This is a genomic window from Roseovarius nitratireducens (assembly GCF_002925845.1).
Taxonomy (GTDB): Bacteria; Pseudomonadota; Alphaproteobacteria; order Rhodobacterales; family Rhodobacteraceae; genus Roseovarius; species Roseovarius nitratireducens.
The window spans coordinates 357,509-371,608 of sequence record NZ_PDNI01000058.1; the positions used below are offsets into that span (position 1 = coordinate 357,509).

Annotated in this window: 10 protein-coding genes; 2 read left to right on the forward strand and 8 right to left on the reverse strand. The window is 67.8% G+C overall.

Features of this window, described 5'->3' with window-relative positions:
- Positions 1-3: 3 nt before the first annotated feature.
- From CRJ03_RS11790 to CRJ03_RS11815, 6 genes are all read right to left on the reverse strand, one after another.
- Positions 4-1,218, reverse strand: coding sequence for an NADP-dependent isocitrate dehydrogenase (locus CRJ03_RS11790; protein WP_104019053.1), 1,215 nt, complete (start codon positions 1,216-1,218; stop codon positions 4-6).
- A 345-nt stretch (positions 1,219-1,563) separates the two neighbouring features.
- Positions 1,564-3,768 (reverse strand): NADP-dependent isocitrate dehydrogenase, encoded by a 2,205-nt coding sequence (locus CRJ03_RS11795; protein WP_104019054.1) that lies wholly within the window; start codon positions 3,766-3,768, stop codon positions 1,564-1,566.
- A gap of 442 nt (positions 3,769-4,210) precedes the next feature.
- Complete coding sequence (locus tag CRJ03_RS11800; protein ID WP_104019055.1) at positions 4,211-5,437, reverse strand: MFS transporter; 1,227 nt, start codon at positions 5,435-5,437, stop codon at positions 4,211-4,213.
- Positions 5,434-5,751, reverse strand: a complete 318-nt coding sequence (locus CRJ03_RS11805) for a potassium channel family protein (protein ID WP_104019056.1) — start codon at positions 5,749-5,751, stop codon at positions 5,434-5,436. The genes CRJ03_RS11800 and CRJ03_RS11805 overlap by 4 nt, the downstream gene beginning before the upstream one ends.
- Before the next feature lie 5 nt (positions 5,752-5,756).
- Complete coding sequence (locus CRJ03_RS11810) at positions 5,757-6,404, reverse strand: DsbA family oxidoreductase (RefSeq protein ID WP_104019057.1); 648 nt, start codon at positions 6,402-6,404, stop codon at positions 5,757-5,759.
- Positions 6,391-7,935, reverse strand: coding sequence for a class I adenylate-forming enzyme family protein (locus CRJ03_RS11815; RefSeq protein WP_104019058.1), 1,545 nt, complete (start codon positions 7,933-7,935; stop codon positions 6,391-6,393). The genes CRJ03_RS11810 and CRJ03_RS11815 overlap by 14 nt, the downstream gene beginning before the upstream one ends.
- A 379-nt stretch (positions 7,936-8,314) precedes the next feature.
- Between CRJ03_RS11815 and CRJ03_RS11820 the strand changes: the two genes are divergently transcribed.
- Entirely contained in the window at positions 8,315-8,884 is a 570-nt protein-coding gene (locus tag CRJ03_RS11820) for a sugar transferase (RefSeq protein ID WP_104019059.1), read from the forward strand.
- Positions 8,885-8,999: 115 nt separating this feature from the next.
- Positions 9,000-9,974, forward strand: coding sequence for a KpsF/GutQ family sugar-phosphate isomerase (locus CRJ03_RS11825; RefSeq protein WP_104019193.1), 975 nt, complete (start codon positions 9,000-9,002; stop codon positions 9,972-9,974).
- 269 nt (positions 9,975-10,243) lie between these two features.
- Here CRJ03_RS11825 and CRJ03_RS11830 read toward each other — a convergent pair whose 3' ends face one another.
- Both CRJ03_RS11830 and CRJ03_RS11835 read right to left on the reverse strand, forming a co-directional pair.
- Positions 10,244-12,751 carry a penicillin-binding protein 1A gene (locus CRJ03_RS11830; protein ID WP_104019194.1) on the reverse strand — a complete coding sequence of 836 codons (2,508 nt, stop codon included), beginning with the start codon at positions 12,749-12,751 and terminating at the stop codon, positions 10,244-10,246.
- 97 nt (positions 12,752-12,848) lie between these two features.
- On the reverse strand, positions 12,849-14,081 hold the full coding sequence (locus CRJ03_RS11835; RefSeq protein WP_104019060.1) for an N-acetylmuramoyl-L-alanine amidase: 1,233 nt from the start codon (positions 14,079-14,081) through the stop codon (positions 12,849-12,851).
- Positions 14,082-14,100 lie beyond the last annotated feature (19 nt).

Below are 14,100 nucleotides of genomic sequence, written 5' to 3' on the forward strand. Positions count from 1 at the left end.
CGCTCAGCCCCCGAGTGCTGCGTCGAGGTTCTCGTCGATCTTCTCCAGAAAGCCCATCGTGGTGCGCCAACCCTGGTCGGGGCCGACGAGGAGCGCGAGATCCTTGGTCATGTCGCCCGATTCGATGGTCTCGACCACCACCCGTTCCAGTGTCTCGGCGAAATGGGCAAGCGCGGCGTTGTCGTCGAGCTTGGCGCGGTGGCGCAGCCCGCCGGACCACGCGAAGATCGAGGCGGTGGAATTGGTCGAGGTCTGCTCGCCGCGCTGGTGCTGGCGGTAGTGGCGGGTGACGGTGCCGTGCGCTGCCTCTGCCTCCATGATCTTGCCGTCGGGGGTGAGCAGTTGGCTTGTCATCAGCCCCAGCGAGCCGAAGCCTTGCGCGACGGTGTCGGACTGAACGTCGCCGTCGTAGTTCTTGCACGCCCAGACGAAGCCGCCGTTCCATTTCATCGCGCAGGCCACCATGTCGTCGATCAGCCGGTGCTGGTACTCGATGCCCTTGGCTTCGAATTTCTCGGCGAATTCCTCGTCATAGACCTTCTGGAACAGCTCCATGAAGCGGCCGTCATACTGCTTTAGGATGGTGTTCTTGGTGCTGAGATAGAGCGGCCAGCCCAAGTCCAGCGCGTAGTTCATCGAGGCGCGGGCGAAGTCGATGATCGAGGCGTCGAGATTGTACATGCCCATGTAGACGCCCGACGAGGGGGCGCGGAACACCTCTTCCTCGATCACGGTGCCGTCCTCGCCCACGAATTTCATGCTGAGCGTGCCGGGGCCGGGGAATTTCATGTCCGTGGCCTTGTACTGATCGCCAAAGGCATGGCGCCCGATGACGATGGGGCGCGTCCAGCCGGGCACGAGGCGGGGCACGTTGCGGCAGATGATCGGCGCGCGGAACACCACGCCGCCCAAGATGTTGCGGATGGTGCCGTTGGGGCTGCGCCACATCTTTTTCAGGCCGAATTCTTCGACCCGGCCCTCGTCAGGGGTGATGGTGGCGCATTTGACGGCGACGCCGACCTCCTTGGTCTTTTCCGCCGCGTCGATCGTGACCTGATCCTCGGTGCGGTCACGCTCTTCGATGCCGAGATCGTAGTAGAGCAGGTCCACGTCGAGATAGGGGAGGATGAGTTTCTGCTTGATGAAATCCCAGATGATGCGGGTCATCTCGTCGCCGTCCATCTCGACGATGGGGTTCTCGACCTTGATCTTGGACATTGGGCGCGCTCCGCGGTTGGGGTGGGGTTGGTCTGGCTATATCAGCGGTGGTGTGGTGCGGGAAGGGTTGGGGGGCGGCATTGGCCTGTAGCAGGTGTTGAGAAACAAGCGCTGAGCTGCGCGAGCGCCCGATCGCCGGGTGGGCGCAAAACGGGTTACGCTCTGCAATTTATGGTGAAAGATACCTCTTATATTTCCGCTGCTTGAACCATTGCAGAAGCGCCCGCCCGAGGGGGCGGTCGGGCGCTCGCGCGGCGGCGTGCAAGCACGCCTTGATTCCGCGCGGGGGCAAGATCGCAACGACCGCACAAGGCCAAAACCGATCACCTGTCCCCACCGCTCACCTCACCCGATGATCGCGTTCAGCGTGGCGGAGGGCCGCATCACCGAGGCGAGTTTCCCGGCGTCGGGGTGGTAGTAGCCGCCGATATCCGCCGGTGCGCCCTGTGCCGCCGCCAGCTCGCCGGTGATCTGCGCCTCGGCCTCGGCCAGCGCGCGGGCCACCGGGGCGAATTCCTGCGCGAGGCTTGCGTCATCCGATTGTGCGGCGAGCGCCTCGGCCCAGTAGCGGGCGAACCAGTAGTGGCTGTCGCGGTTGTCGGGCTCGCCTACCTTGCGCGAGGGCGAGCGGTCGTGGTCGAGCACGCCTTGCGTCGCGGCCTCGACCGCCTCTCCGAGGATGCGGGCGCGGGCGTTGTCATGGGTCTGGGCGAGGAACTTGAGGCTCTCGGCCAGCGCGCAGAATTCGCCCAAGGAATCCCAGCGCAGGTGGTTCTCGGCCTGAAGCTGCTGGACATGCTTGGGGGCCGATCCGCCCGCGCCGGTCTCGAACAACCCGCCGCCCTGCATCAGCTTGACGATCGACAGCATCTTGGCCGAGGTGGCCAGCTCGAGGATCGGGAAGAGATCGGTCAGGTAGTCGCGCAACACGTTGCCGGTGATGGCGATGGTGTTCTCGCCCTTGGTGATCGTGTCCAGCGATGCGCGGGTTGCTTCGCGCGGGGCCATGATCTCGAATTTGTCAGCGACGCCAGCGGCTTCGAGGATGGGTTTCACGTAAGAGATCAACTCGGCATCATGGGCGCGGGCCGCGTCCAGCCAGAAGATCGCGCGATAGCCCGTCTCCTTTTGCCGGGCGATGGCGAGGTTCACCCAATCCTCGATGGGGGCCTTGCGCGCCGAGGCCGAGCGCCAGATGTCGCCCGCTTCGACCTCGTGCTGATGCAGCACGGTGCCATCGTCGAGCACCATTTTCACGGTGCCGCCCTCGGGTATCTCGAAGGTGGTGGGATGCGAGCCGTATTCCTCGGCCTTCTGCGCCATGAGGCCGATATTCTGCACCGTTCCGGCGGTGGCGGGGTTGAGCTTGCCGGTCTCCTTGAAGAAGCTGATCGCCTCGTCATAGACGGTGGCATAGCTGCTGTCGGGGATGACGCAGACGGCGTCATGTTCCTTGTTGTCCGGGCCCCAGCCCTTGCCACCGCCCCGGATGAGGGCGGGCATCGAGGCGTCGATGATGACATCCGAGGGGACGTGCAGGTTGGTGATGCCCTTGCCGGAATCGACCATGTACATCGCCGGGCGGTCGGCCATGCAGGCGTCGATGGCCTGGAGGATATCCTTGCGGTCCTTGACCCGCTCCAACAGGTCGCCGAGGCCCGCGTTGGGCGAGACGCCGAGCGATTTCATCTCGTCGCCATACTGCTCGAACACGGGCGCGAGGAACTGCCGCACCGCGTGGCCGAAGATGATCGGGTCGGAGACCTTCATCATCGTGGCCTTCATGTGCAGGGAAAACAGGATGCCCTCGGATTTGGTCTTGTCGATCTCCTCGGCGAGGAAGGCGTCGAGGGCGCGCGCACTCATGTAGGTGGCATCGACCACGGTGCCCTCGGGGTAGCTCAGCGCGTCCTTGAGCACGGTTTCGCCGGTCGCCGTCTCCAGCACGATCCGTGCGCCGGTCGCCTTGGGCAGGGTGGCAGAGCGCTCGTTGGAGAAGAAATCGCCCGCCGACATGGTGGCGACGCGGGTCTTGCTGTCGGGTGTCCACTCGCCCATGCGGTGGGGATTGGCCTGCGCGTATTTCTTGACCGCGGGGGCGGCGCGGCGGTCGGAATTGCCCTCGCGCAGCACCGGGTTGACCGCCGATCCCTTGAGCGCGTCATAGCGCGCGCGGACGGCTTTGTCGTCCTCGGTGGCCGGGTCGTAGGGGTAATCGGGCAGCGCGTAGCCCTGGCCCTGCAATTCGCGGATCGCCGCCACGAGCTGCGGCTCGGAGGCAGAGATGTTGGGCAGCTTGATGACGTTGGCGCCCGGCGTCTTGACGATCTCGCCAAGGGCCTTGAGGTGGTCGGGCTGGCGCTGATCCTCGGTCAGGTGGTCGGGAAAGGCGGCGAGGATGCGCCCGGCGAGCGAGATGTCGCGGGTCTCGACCGTGATGCCCGCGGCGGACGCGAAGTGGCGGATGATCGGCAGGAGCGAGGCCGAGGCGAGCTCGGGCGCTTCGTCCACCTTGGTGTAGATGATGTCGGGAATGTCGGTGTTGGCCATCTCTGGGCTCCTCCTTGCGATCCGGTGCGGTCCGGACGACTCGTCCGCTTGGGCGCCTCATAGCGGAAAAGCGCGGCGTGGGAAAGATAGTATGCGACGGTATACATAAAGAAATGAGCAAAACGGGTTCCGGCTCCGCCGTGAGACACACGATATGCGCTGTCGGGTGCGGTGCGGTGGTGGGGTTTGGCCTGGAGTGGGCGTTGCCGTGAGCCGCGCCATCGACAGGCCGCGGGCTGGTGATCCGACGGATTTTCAGGGCGCTTTATGCCTGCCGAATCCGAAAAACCTGTAATCGGTGCGCGAGCTTAGACAAATCGCCAGTCCGGGGGGCGGCATGGAGATGGCGCGGCGGGCTTCGCCCTCGATTCCGCGCCGGGGCCAATAACCAAATGGCAGGAATAGGCCATTCGCAACGCCCGCCCGGCCGCCAAACCCACCCTCAAACCGTCTCCGCCGCCGTGCCGCGCAGCCCGTGCAGCAGCGCCAGCCCCGCCAGCACCGCCGCCAGCACGCCCAGATGCGCGGGCATCGGCGTGCCGTCGAATTGCTGGCCGATGGGGATGGCGAGCGCCACGCTGCCCAGCGTGGCGACCGCGCCGGTGACGCTTGCCGCCATGCCCGCGACACTTCCCATCGGTGCCATCGCCAGCGCATTGAGATTGCCCAGGGTGAAGCCCGCCTGCATGAAAACCCCCGTCTGCCAGACGAGGAACACGGCGAATTGCGGTCCCGGCGGCAGCCCCGTGACCCATGCGAGGATCGCCAGAGAGGTGAGCGCCACCTGCACCGTGAGCGCCGCGCGCACCATCCGCACCATGCCGAAGCGGACCACCAGCCGCGCGTTCACCAGGCTGCTGCTGCCCGCCACCAGCGCCATGCCGAAGAACCAGAAGGGAAATTCCACGCCGCGCCCGAAGGTCGCATCAAACGTCGGCTGCACCACGCTGAGCGAGGTGAAGAGCGTGGTCATCGCCAGCATCTGCACCGCGATGGCGCGGCGGGTGACGGGGTGGGCCACCACCGCGCGCAGGGCGCGCACGAGCGGGCGCAGACGGAACGGGCTGCGGCGTGCGGGGGGCAGCGGCTCTGGCAGGCGCAGCATCATCCATGTCGAGAGGATGAGCGCGAAGAGGATGAAGGCCGCGAACACCGCCCGCCACCCCGCCAGCGCGATCAGCCCCGCGCCGATGAGCGGGGCCATCGCCGGGGTGAGCGCGAACACCATCATCACGAAGGACATGAGCCGCGCCATGTCGCGCCCCGAGGCGACATCGCGGATGATCGCCAGCGCCACGATGCGGAACGCCGCCGCGCCCAAGCCCTGAACCGCCCGCGCCGCGAGCAACGTGTCGAGCGATTGCGCCATGATCGCCAGCGCCGCGCCGCCGATGTAGATCACGGCCCCGCCGAGGATCACCGGGCGGCGGCCATAGCTGTCCGAGAGCGGCCCGGCGATCAGCGTGCCCAGCCCCAGCCCGGCCAGAAAGGCGGTGACGACAAGCTGCGCGCGGTTTGGTGCGGCGGGGCTGAGATCGGTGGCGATGGCCGACAGACCGGGAAGCATCGCGTCGATCGAGAACGCCACCGAGGCGGCCATCATCGCCATCAGTGCGATGAATTCCGCGCGCGGCGGCATGGGGCGCGCGGGGGGCTGCGGCGCGGTCATTTCTTCTTGCTGCGCTGGGCGGCGAGGCTGTGGCGGGATTCGGCCTCGCTGTCGCGGCGGTGGCGGGCAATGGCGTGAAAGCCGAAGCGCTGGATCGCCGCGGCGAAGATACCGAGACCGGCGATGATGAACACGGTGGTGCCGATCTTGCCCGCGACCGTGGTCGGCACGAGGTTGCCATAGCCCACGGTCGAGAGCGTGACCACGGTGAAGAAATAGCTGTCGAGCCAGCTCCACCCCTCGACGAGGCGGAAGAACACCGTGCCGCCGACGATCACGGCGGCGAGCAGGGCGAGAAGCGTGCGCGCGCGCATCGCTCTCAGCCCGCGCCGTTCACGGCCTGCCGGGCGATGTCGTCGATCACCTGCAGCCACACCTCGGGCGGCTGGCAGCCGGGCACCGCGTGCTGGCCCGCCACGATGAAGGTGGGCACGCCGGTCACACCCATCTGGCGGAACTGCGCATCGCGGGTGGCGACCTCCTCGCGGTCGGCATCCGAGGCCAGAAGCCGCGCGACAAGGGCCGCGTCGAGCCCCAGCCCGTCGGCCAGATCGGCCAGCACCTCGTGGTCGGAAATGTCGCGCCCCTCGTGGAAATAGGCGCGGAACAGCGCCATCGCCATCGGCGTCTGGCATTTCTCGACCTCGGACCAGTGCAGCAGGCGGTGCGCGTCGATCGTGTTGGGCGTGCGCGGGATGGACGCAAAATCGATGTCGAGCCCCGCCGCCTCGGCGCGTTCGAGTACCGGCGCGTAGGCCCGCGCCGCGCCCTCGCGCCCGCCGAACTTGGCCTCCAGGTATTCGCGCCGGTCCATGCCCTCGGGGGGCATGTCGGGGTTGAGCTGGAACGGTTGCCAGTGGATCTCGAACGGGTGATCGGGGCGCTGCGCGAGCGCCTGGTCGAGCAGGGTCTTGCCGATGTAGCACCAGGGGCAGATCGGGTCGGAGATGATGTCAAGCCGGACCATTGAGGGCCTCGTATATCGGCCGCAATGCGCGGCGCAGGAGTTTTCCGTTGGCACCCGTGGGCAGGCTTTCGACGTGAAAGAAGCCGCGCGGGCATTTGTAGGCCGCGAGCCGGGCGCGGCAATGGGCGTCTAGCTCCGCAGGGTCGAGCGGTTCGGGGCCAGTATAGAAGGCCATGACGAGGCGTGCATCCTCTTTCACCTCGATATCGGTGACGGCGGCCTCATGGATGCCGGGATGGAGGCCGAGTGCGGCCTCCACCTCGATGGGCGAGACGCGGTAGCCGCCCGCGTTCATCATGTCGTCGGCGCGGCCCATGTAGGCGATGGCGCCGTCCTCGTCCATCGTGCCGCGATCGCCGGTGAGGAACCACTCGCCCGCGAATTTCTCTGCCGTCGCCTGCGCCGCGCCCATGTAGCCCAGCATCAGGCCGGGATCGTCGCGGCGGATGGCGATGGTGCCCTCCTCGCCATGCGCCACCGGCGTTCCGTCCGCGTCGACGATGGCAACGCGACGGCCCCGCTGCGGGCGGCCCAGCGTGCCGGGCGGCGCCGGGCGGTCGGGGCTGGCAGAGATGAAGGTGGAGCATTCCGACATGCCGTAGGCCTCGTGGATCGTGGTGCCGGTGGCCTCGTGCCAACGGGTGCGGATCGCGTCCGACAGCTTCTCGCCCGCGGCGAGCCCGTGGCGCAGGCGCGGCAGGGGCGGCAGCGACGACCGGCCCGTGTCGGTGGCCAGCATCTTGCGATAGACGCCGGGTGCGGCGGCGAAAAGCGTGGCGTCGTGGCGCTTGAGCAGCAGCGGCAATTGCGCGGGTGTCACCCCGGCGGCGGGGATAAGCGCGGTCGCGCCCGCGCGCCACGGATCGAGCAGCCCGGTACCGAGGGTAAAGGTCCAGTTGAACGCACCCGCGTGGCACAGCCGGTCGCCCTCGGCCAGGCCATACCAGCCCGCGTGCATCATCTCGCGCGCGACGATGGCGCGGTGCGCGTGCATCACCGCGCGCGGGATGCCGGAGGTGCCCGAGGTGTAGATGACATAGGCGAGCCGGTCGGGATCGCCCATGTGCCAATCGGCGGGGGGCAGCTCGCGCATGGCATGCAGGGCCGCCTCGTCCAGCACCGGCAGGCCGGTGTCGTCGGGGCAGGGGATGCCGCCGCCCCGCAGGATCAGGCGCGGTTCGGTCGTGGCGATCACGCCCGCAACCTCTGACTCGGTGAGCTGGCTGGAGGTGGGCACCGGCACCAGCCCGGCGGCGATCGCGCCGAGATAGGCGAGCGGGAATTCCACGGTATTGCCCAGCCGCATCAGCACACGGTCGCCGGGGGCGAGCCCCTGCGCCAGAAGCCCCGTCGCGGTGCCGCGCACCGCTCCTTCGAGCCGCGCATAGCTCCACCTCTCGGCGCCCGACAGCCCGATCACGGCCAGCGCCACCTTGTCCGGTCGCCGCGCGGCGGCGGCCAGCACGAGCGCGGCAAGGTTGAAGGGCGCGGGGCAGGGCGGCGGCGGCCCCTCGTCGAAGATCGCGGTCATGGGCGGGGCTTAGGCGGGTCGCGCGGCGGATGCAAGGGGGGCGCGGCTGGCATTTTTTTGCCGGGCAGTGGGGCAGGCATTCGGCACCGGAAAAAACGCCTGAGATCAATCCACTACCAGAATGTATTGGGCGCGCGAGGCTGCATGGGCGAGGTATTGCGGAATGCAACGCAGAAGAACACCAGCAGAATTTACGATTTGTTAAAGTTGTAAAATTAGAAGCAATCAAAGGTTGTCTGACGTCAACTAGAATCCCGTTAAGAGTGATGTGCCGGTGCGGCTTTCGGGGGGTATTCGGTTGAAGTACAAGGCTTTTGATTCGCATCTGGCAGAGCATGTCCCGTCACCGCGTCCTCGGGACAGGGCATATCGACGGTGGATGAAGCCGGTTCTGGACGTCGCGGTCAGTCTTCTGCTCTTGCCGGTGGTGGCGATCGTGGCCGTGCTGCTGGTGCTGGTCAACCCGGTCTTCAACCGTGGTCCGGTCTTTTACATCCAGCCCCGCATGGGCCGCGCCTGCCGCGCGTTCGGGGCCATCAAGTTCCGCACCATGCGGCCCGTGGCGCGGGTGACGCGCCGCGCCGACGACCCGCTGGAGCAGGAGCGGATCACGCCGCTGGGCCGGTTCCTGAGGCGCAGCCGGATCGACGAGTTGCCGCAGGTCGTCAACGTGCTGCGCGGCGAGATGAGCCTGATCGGCCCACGGCCCGACTATTTCCACCACGCGCGTCGCTACGTGCGCAGCATACCGGGCTATCGCCGCCGCCACGACGTGCGCCCCGGGATCAGCGGGCTGGCGCAGACCGACCTTGGCTATGTCGACTGCATCGAGGGAACGCGGCAGAAGGTGGCGCTCGATCTGCGCTATGTCGCGGAGATGAGCCTGCGGCTCGACCTCTATCTTTTCTGGCGCACGCTGGTCACGGTGGTCTGCCGCAAGGGCTGCTGAGGCGCCGGTGCCCGGTGCAGGCGGGCTTGTCCCCGGCGCGGCCTGCCGCTATGGCAAAAGGTGCACCGGCTAAGAGGGCAGGCAGATGGGCGCATCCGATGGTCCCCGATCCGACATGACGCCAGAGCGGGCGACGGAGCGCGATCGCCTGCGTGCCGTGGCCGCCCGGGTATTGCGCATGGAGGCGGCAGCGCTTGCCGCGATGGCCGAAGACCCGCCAGAGGGCTTTGCCCGCGCGGTGCGGCTGGTGCTGGATGCACCGGGGCGGGTGGTGGTTTCCGGCATGGGCAAATCCGGCCACGTGGCGCGCAAGATCGCGGCGACGCTGGCCTCGACCGGCACGCCCGCGCTGTTCCTGCACCCCGCCGAGGCGAGCCACGGTGACCTGGGCATGGTGGCCGGCGGCGATGTCTGCATCCTCTTGTCGAATTCCGGCGAGACACGGGAATTGTCGGACCTCGTGCAGTACACCCGCCGCTTCGGCATCCCGGTGATCGCGGTCACGCGGGTGGCGGACAGCACGCTGGCGCGGCAGGCGGAGGTGGCGCTGATCCTGCCCGACGCGCCCGAGGCCTGCACCATCGGCATGGCGCCCACCACCTCGACCACCTGCGCGCTGGCGCTGGGCGACGCGCTCGCCGTGGCGCTGATGGAGGCGCGCGGCTTCTCGGCGGAGGCGTTCCACGTGTTTCACCCCGGCGGCAAGCTGGGGGCGCAGTTCCTGCGGGTGTCGGACGTGATGCATGTTGGCGATGCGCTGCCGGTCGTCGCCCCCGACACAGGCATGGGCGAGACGCTGGTGGAGATGAGCGCAAAGGGATTCGGCGTGGCAGCGGTGGTCGAGGAGGGCCGCCTGCGCGGGGTCATCACCGATGGCGATCTGCGGCGCAACCTCGACGGGCTGATGGGGCGGACAGCCGGCGCCGTGGCGACCCCCGATCCGCGCATCGCGACACCCGAGATGCTGCTCTCAGAGGCGCTCGGCCTGATGAACCGTCACAAGATCGGCGCGCTTCTGGTGGTCGGAGAAGAGGGACGGCTGCGCGGTCTCTTGCACATCCATGATTGCCTGCGGGCAGGGGTGGCCTGAGGCGGGTTTGCCGCAGGCGGTATTGGCCTTGTGCGGACGCTGGGGTCTTGGTGCCAATGCGCGGAATCAAGGTGCTGAAAGCACCGCCGCGCAGCGCCCGACCGCCCCCTCGGGCGGGCGCTCCTCGACGTAGCAAATAGCTGTGATCATTGAAGTATCTTGCGCCATAAATCGCATAGCACAAACCGAACCGCGCCCACCCGGCGGTCGGGCGCTGCGCGGCTCATCGTCGGATGATCAACGTCCGCCCAAGGCCACAAGCCGCCCTGTCAGTAGAGCCCGCCGGAACTCATCGAGCCGAACGATGCCTTGCCGCCGACCTGCGCCTTGTCGCCGGTTGAGGTGGTGATATCTTCAATCACCTCGCGCTCGCCGGGTTGGTAGAGGTCGAGATCGTTGCCCATCGCGAAACCGCCGTCGAAGCTCACGCCGAAGACAGGCTCCTCGCCGTCGCGGAAATACTCGGCCACAACGGTGGCCCCGGTGGCGTCATCGGACAGGCGCGCGCCGGTATAGCGGTCGATCTTGATGAACTGCCCGCCTGGCGGCACCTCGAACGGCCCGCCGCCGAATTTCTCCACCGCCTCTGTCATGAACTCCTGGAACACCGGCCCGCACATCGACGCGCCATAGGCCCCCCGTCCGAGACCCCGCGGCTGGTCATAGCCGATATAGCAGCCCGCCGCGATGTTGCTGGTGAAGCCGATGAACCACACGTCGCGCGCGTCGTTGGTGGTGCCGGTCTTGCCCGCCACCGGCACCGGCAGGTCGATCACGCCAGAGGCGGTGCCACGATCCACCACGCCCTTCATCATCGAGGTGAGCTGATAGGCGGTGATCGGGTCCATCACCCGCTCGCGGTCCGACACGATACGCGGCCCCCGCCCCGGCGGCAGGTATGCGTCGTCGCAATCCACGCAGGTCCGCGTGTCCTGGGCATAGAGCGTGCGGCCATAACGATCCTGTACCCGGTCCACGAGGCTGGGGCGTACCCGCTCGCCGCCATTGGCGAACATCGAATAGGCCGCCACCATGTTGTAGAGCGTGGTCTCGTCCGAACCCAGCGCATTGGCGAGATACGTGCCCATGTTCTCGTAGACACCGAACCGCTCGGCATAGCTTGCGACGATGTCCATGCCCACCTCCCGCGCGAGGCGGATGGTCATCAGGTTGCGCGACCGCTCGATGCCGGTGCGCAGGGGCGTCGGGCCGTAGAACTTGTTGGACGAGTTGCGCGGCCGCCACAGGCCCTGCGGCGTGTCGATCTCGATGGGGGCGTCGATGATGATGGTCGCGGGGCTGTAGCCGCTGTCGAGCGCCGCGGCGTAGACGAAGGGCTTGAACGACGAGCCCGGCTGCCGCATCGCCTGCGTCGCGCGGTTGAACACCGAATCCTGGTAGGAAAATCCCCCCTGCATGGCGATCACGCGACCGGTGTTGACATCCATCGCCATGAACGCGCCCTGTACCTCGGGCACTTGCCGCAGGCTCCAGTTGACGAAGGTGCCCTCGTCGTCGAGAACCCGGCGGACATGCACGATCGCGCCGCGCTCAAAGGTCTCCTGGAAATCATCGGGCAGCCAGGCGATGTCGCTGCGCGGCACCTCCTGCACCCCCTCGATTCCCTCGATGCCGATGCGCATGGCCTCATCTCCGGTCTCCAGCACCACCGCCGGAAACCATGTCCCGTCCAGCTCTACATCGCGCGCCACGCGCAGATCCGACAGCGCCGCGCGCCACGCCGCCTCGCTGTCCAGCGCCTCTTCGGGCAGGCTCTGCCCGGAGCCACGCCAGCGCCCGCGACGCCGGTCATACGCCTCGAGCTGACGGCGCAGGGCGCGCGCGGCCGCGCTCTGCATCTGCGGGTCGATGGTGGCGCGCACGGTGAGCCCGCCGGAAAAGAACTCGCCCTCGCCGAAGACGTCGCTCAATTGCCGCCGGATCTCGTCGGTGAAATAATCGCGTGGCGGCAATTCGGCGCTGAACGGCGCGAAATCGCCGTTCTGCACGGAACGTACCGGTTCGGCGCGCTCGGCGTCGAAGGCCGCCTCGTCCAGATAGCCATTCTCCCACATCTCCTTGAGCACGAAATTGCGCCGGTCGCGCAACCGCTCCATCTCGCGCACGGGGTGATAGTCGCTCGGCGCCTTCGGCATCGCGGCCAGTGTCGCCGCCTCGTGGGGCGCCAGCTCGCTAAGATTCTTGTTGAAATAGGTCTGCGCGGCGGCGGTCACGCCATAGCTGTTCTGCCCGAGGAAAATCTCGTTGAGATAAAGCTCGAGGATGTCGTCCTTGCTGAGCGTCTCCTCGATGCGGGTGGCAAGGATGATCTCCTTGATCTTGCGCTCGATCCGGCGGTCGCCGGAGAGCAGGAAGTTCTTCATCACCTGCTGCGTGATGGTCGAGGCTCCGCGCACGTTGCGCCCGCGCGACTTGATCGCGTCGTAAAGCGCCGAGGCAATTCCCAGCGCGTCATAGCCGCCATGGGTATAGAAATTCTTGTCCTCGGCGCTGATGAAGGCCTGCTTCACCTGGTCGGGTATCTCCTCGGCGGGGGTGAACAGCCGCCGCTCGCGGGCGAATTCGTCGATGATCCGGCCCTCGGCGGAATAGATGCGGCTGATGGTGGGGGGGGTGTAATTGGCCAGGCTCTCGTGGCTTGGCAGATCCTTGCCATAGATGTGCAGCACCGCCCCGAGCGTGAGGCCGCCGACGACCACAACGAGGGTTATCAGGCTGAAAACGGTGCCCAGAAGGCTCATCACAAGACGCAGCACGGATCGCTCCCTTTCAGGGTTGCGCCCGATATAGGCATGATGGGCGCCCCGGTCAAAACCAAAGCCGGGCTGCGGGGGCGGGATTTCGCGCGCGCGCTCATTGCCGCACCAGCCCGGCCCGCGCCCGGTCTTGCGCATGCCACCGCGCCAGCCCCGTGCGCAACGCCGTCACCAGCCCCGCGCGCCAGTCCGGGTCGCTCAGGTTGCGCCGGTCCCGCGCATCCGACAGGAACCCGGTCTCGACCAGCACCGAGGGGATGTCGGCGGCCTTGAGCACCGAGAACCCGGCATGGCGCAGCGGTCGGCCCAGCACCGGGATACCCTCGCTGCGAAACACCTTCAGCAGCGTGTTGGCCAGCGCCTCGGCGCGTGGCTGCGTCTCCTGCCGCGCGAGATCCAGCAGCACGCCCGCGACCACGTCGTCGCTGTCGCTCAGGTCGACGCCCGCCAACAGGTCCGCCCGGTCGTGGCGCTCGGCCAAGGCCGCGCTCGCCTCGTCCGAGGCGGAATCGGACAGGGTATAGACCGACGCGCCCCGCGCCCGCGCATCCGTCAGCGCATCGGCATGCAACGAGATGAACACGTCCGCCGCCGCGTCGTGCGCCAGCGCCACGCGTCGCTCCAGGCTCACGAACATGTCGGTGTCACGGGTGAGAAACACCTCGAACCCGCCCGCGCGCAACAGCGCCTCGCGCAACTCGCGCGCCAGCACCAGCATCAGCGCCTTCTCGGTCAGCCCGCCCTCCTCGGCGCCCGGATCGATCCCGCCATGTCCCGGGTCGATCATCACCCGCAGCGGCCCATTGGGATCACGCGGCGGGGGCGGCGCGGTGTCGGCGGGTGGGGCCACATCCCAGCCGGGGCTGTCGGGCACGCCCGACGCGGCGGCAAAACGCTCGGGCGCGCCGCGCCCCAGCCGCACGCGCAATTCCGCGCGCCCGCTCTCGGGCTCGACATCGAGCCCCGCCTTGTCGAGCGGGTAGGGGCCAGCGAGGTCAACCACCATCCGCGACCAGCCCGGCCGTATCTGCCCCATGCGCAGGCCGCGCACCCGGTCGGTCGCCACCAGCCCGGTGGCGCCCGCGCCGCGCCAGTCCACCTCGCGGAAATCGAGCACCAGGCGCGGCGGCCCGTCGAGCGTGAATACCCGCCACGGCACCCCCTGCGACAACGCCAGCCGCAGCGAAACGCCGGGGCCGTCGGCCACGATCCGGCTGTCGGCCGCATCAAGCCGCGCAAGCCCGGTGAATCCCGCGCCCTCAGCCTGCGCCGTGCCGCCAAGGCACAGCGCGACCAGCACGGCCAGTCCAAACCTTGAAAAACTGCTCATCCGCCGGTCCCCGGTCTCG

Bases quoted from the DNA above. Each gene is read 5' to 3' on its own strand.
- CRJ03_RS11790 (WP_104019053.1), bottom strand. From the start codon at position 1,218: ATGTCCAAGATCAAGGTCGAGAACCCCATCGTCGAGATGGACGGCGAC.
- CRJ03_RS11805 (WP_104019056.1), bottom strand. From the start codon at position 5,751: ATGCGCGCGCGCACGCTTCTCGCCCTGCTCGCCGCCGTGATCGTCGGC.
- CRJ03_RS11810 (WP_104019057.1), bottom strand. From the start codon at position 6,404: ATGGTCCGGCTTGACATCATCTCCGACCCGATCTGCCCCTGGTGCTAC.
- CRJ03_RS11825 (WP_104019193.1), top strand. From the start codon at position 9,000: ATGACGCCAGAGCGGGCGACGGAGCGCGATCGCCTGCGTGCCGTGGCC.
- CRJ03_RS11835 (WP_104019060.1), bottom strand. From the start codon at position 14,081: ATGAGCAGTTTTTCAAGGTTTGGACTGGCCGTGCTGGTCGCGCTGTGC.
- CRJ03_RS11795 (WP_104019054.1), bottom strand. From the start codon at position 3,768: ATGGCCAACACCGACATTCCCGACATCATCTACACCAAGGTGGACGAA.
- CRJ03_RS11800 (WP_104019055.1), bottom strand. From the start codon at position 5,437: ATGACCGCGCCGCAGCCCCCCGCGCGCCCCATGCCGCCGCGCGCGGAA.
- CRJ03_RS11815 (WP_104019058.1), bottom strand. From the start codon at position 7,935: ATGACCGCGATCTTCGACGAGGGGCCGCCGCCGCCCTGCCCCGCGCCC.
- CRJ03_RS11820 (WP_104019059.1), top strand. From the start codon at position 8,315: ATGAAGCCGGTTCTGGACGTCGCGGTCAGTCTTCTGCTCTTGCCGGTG.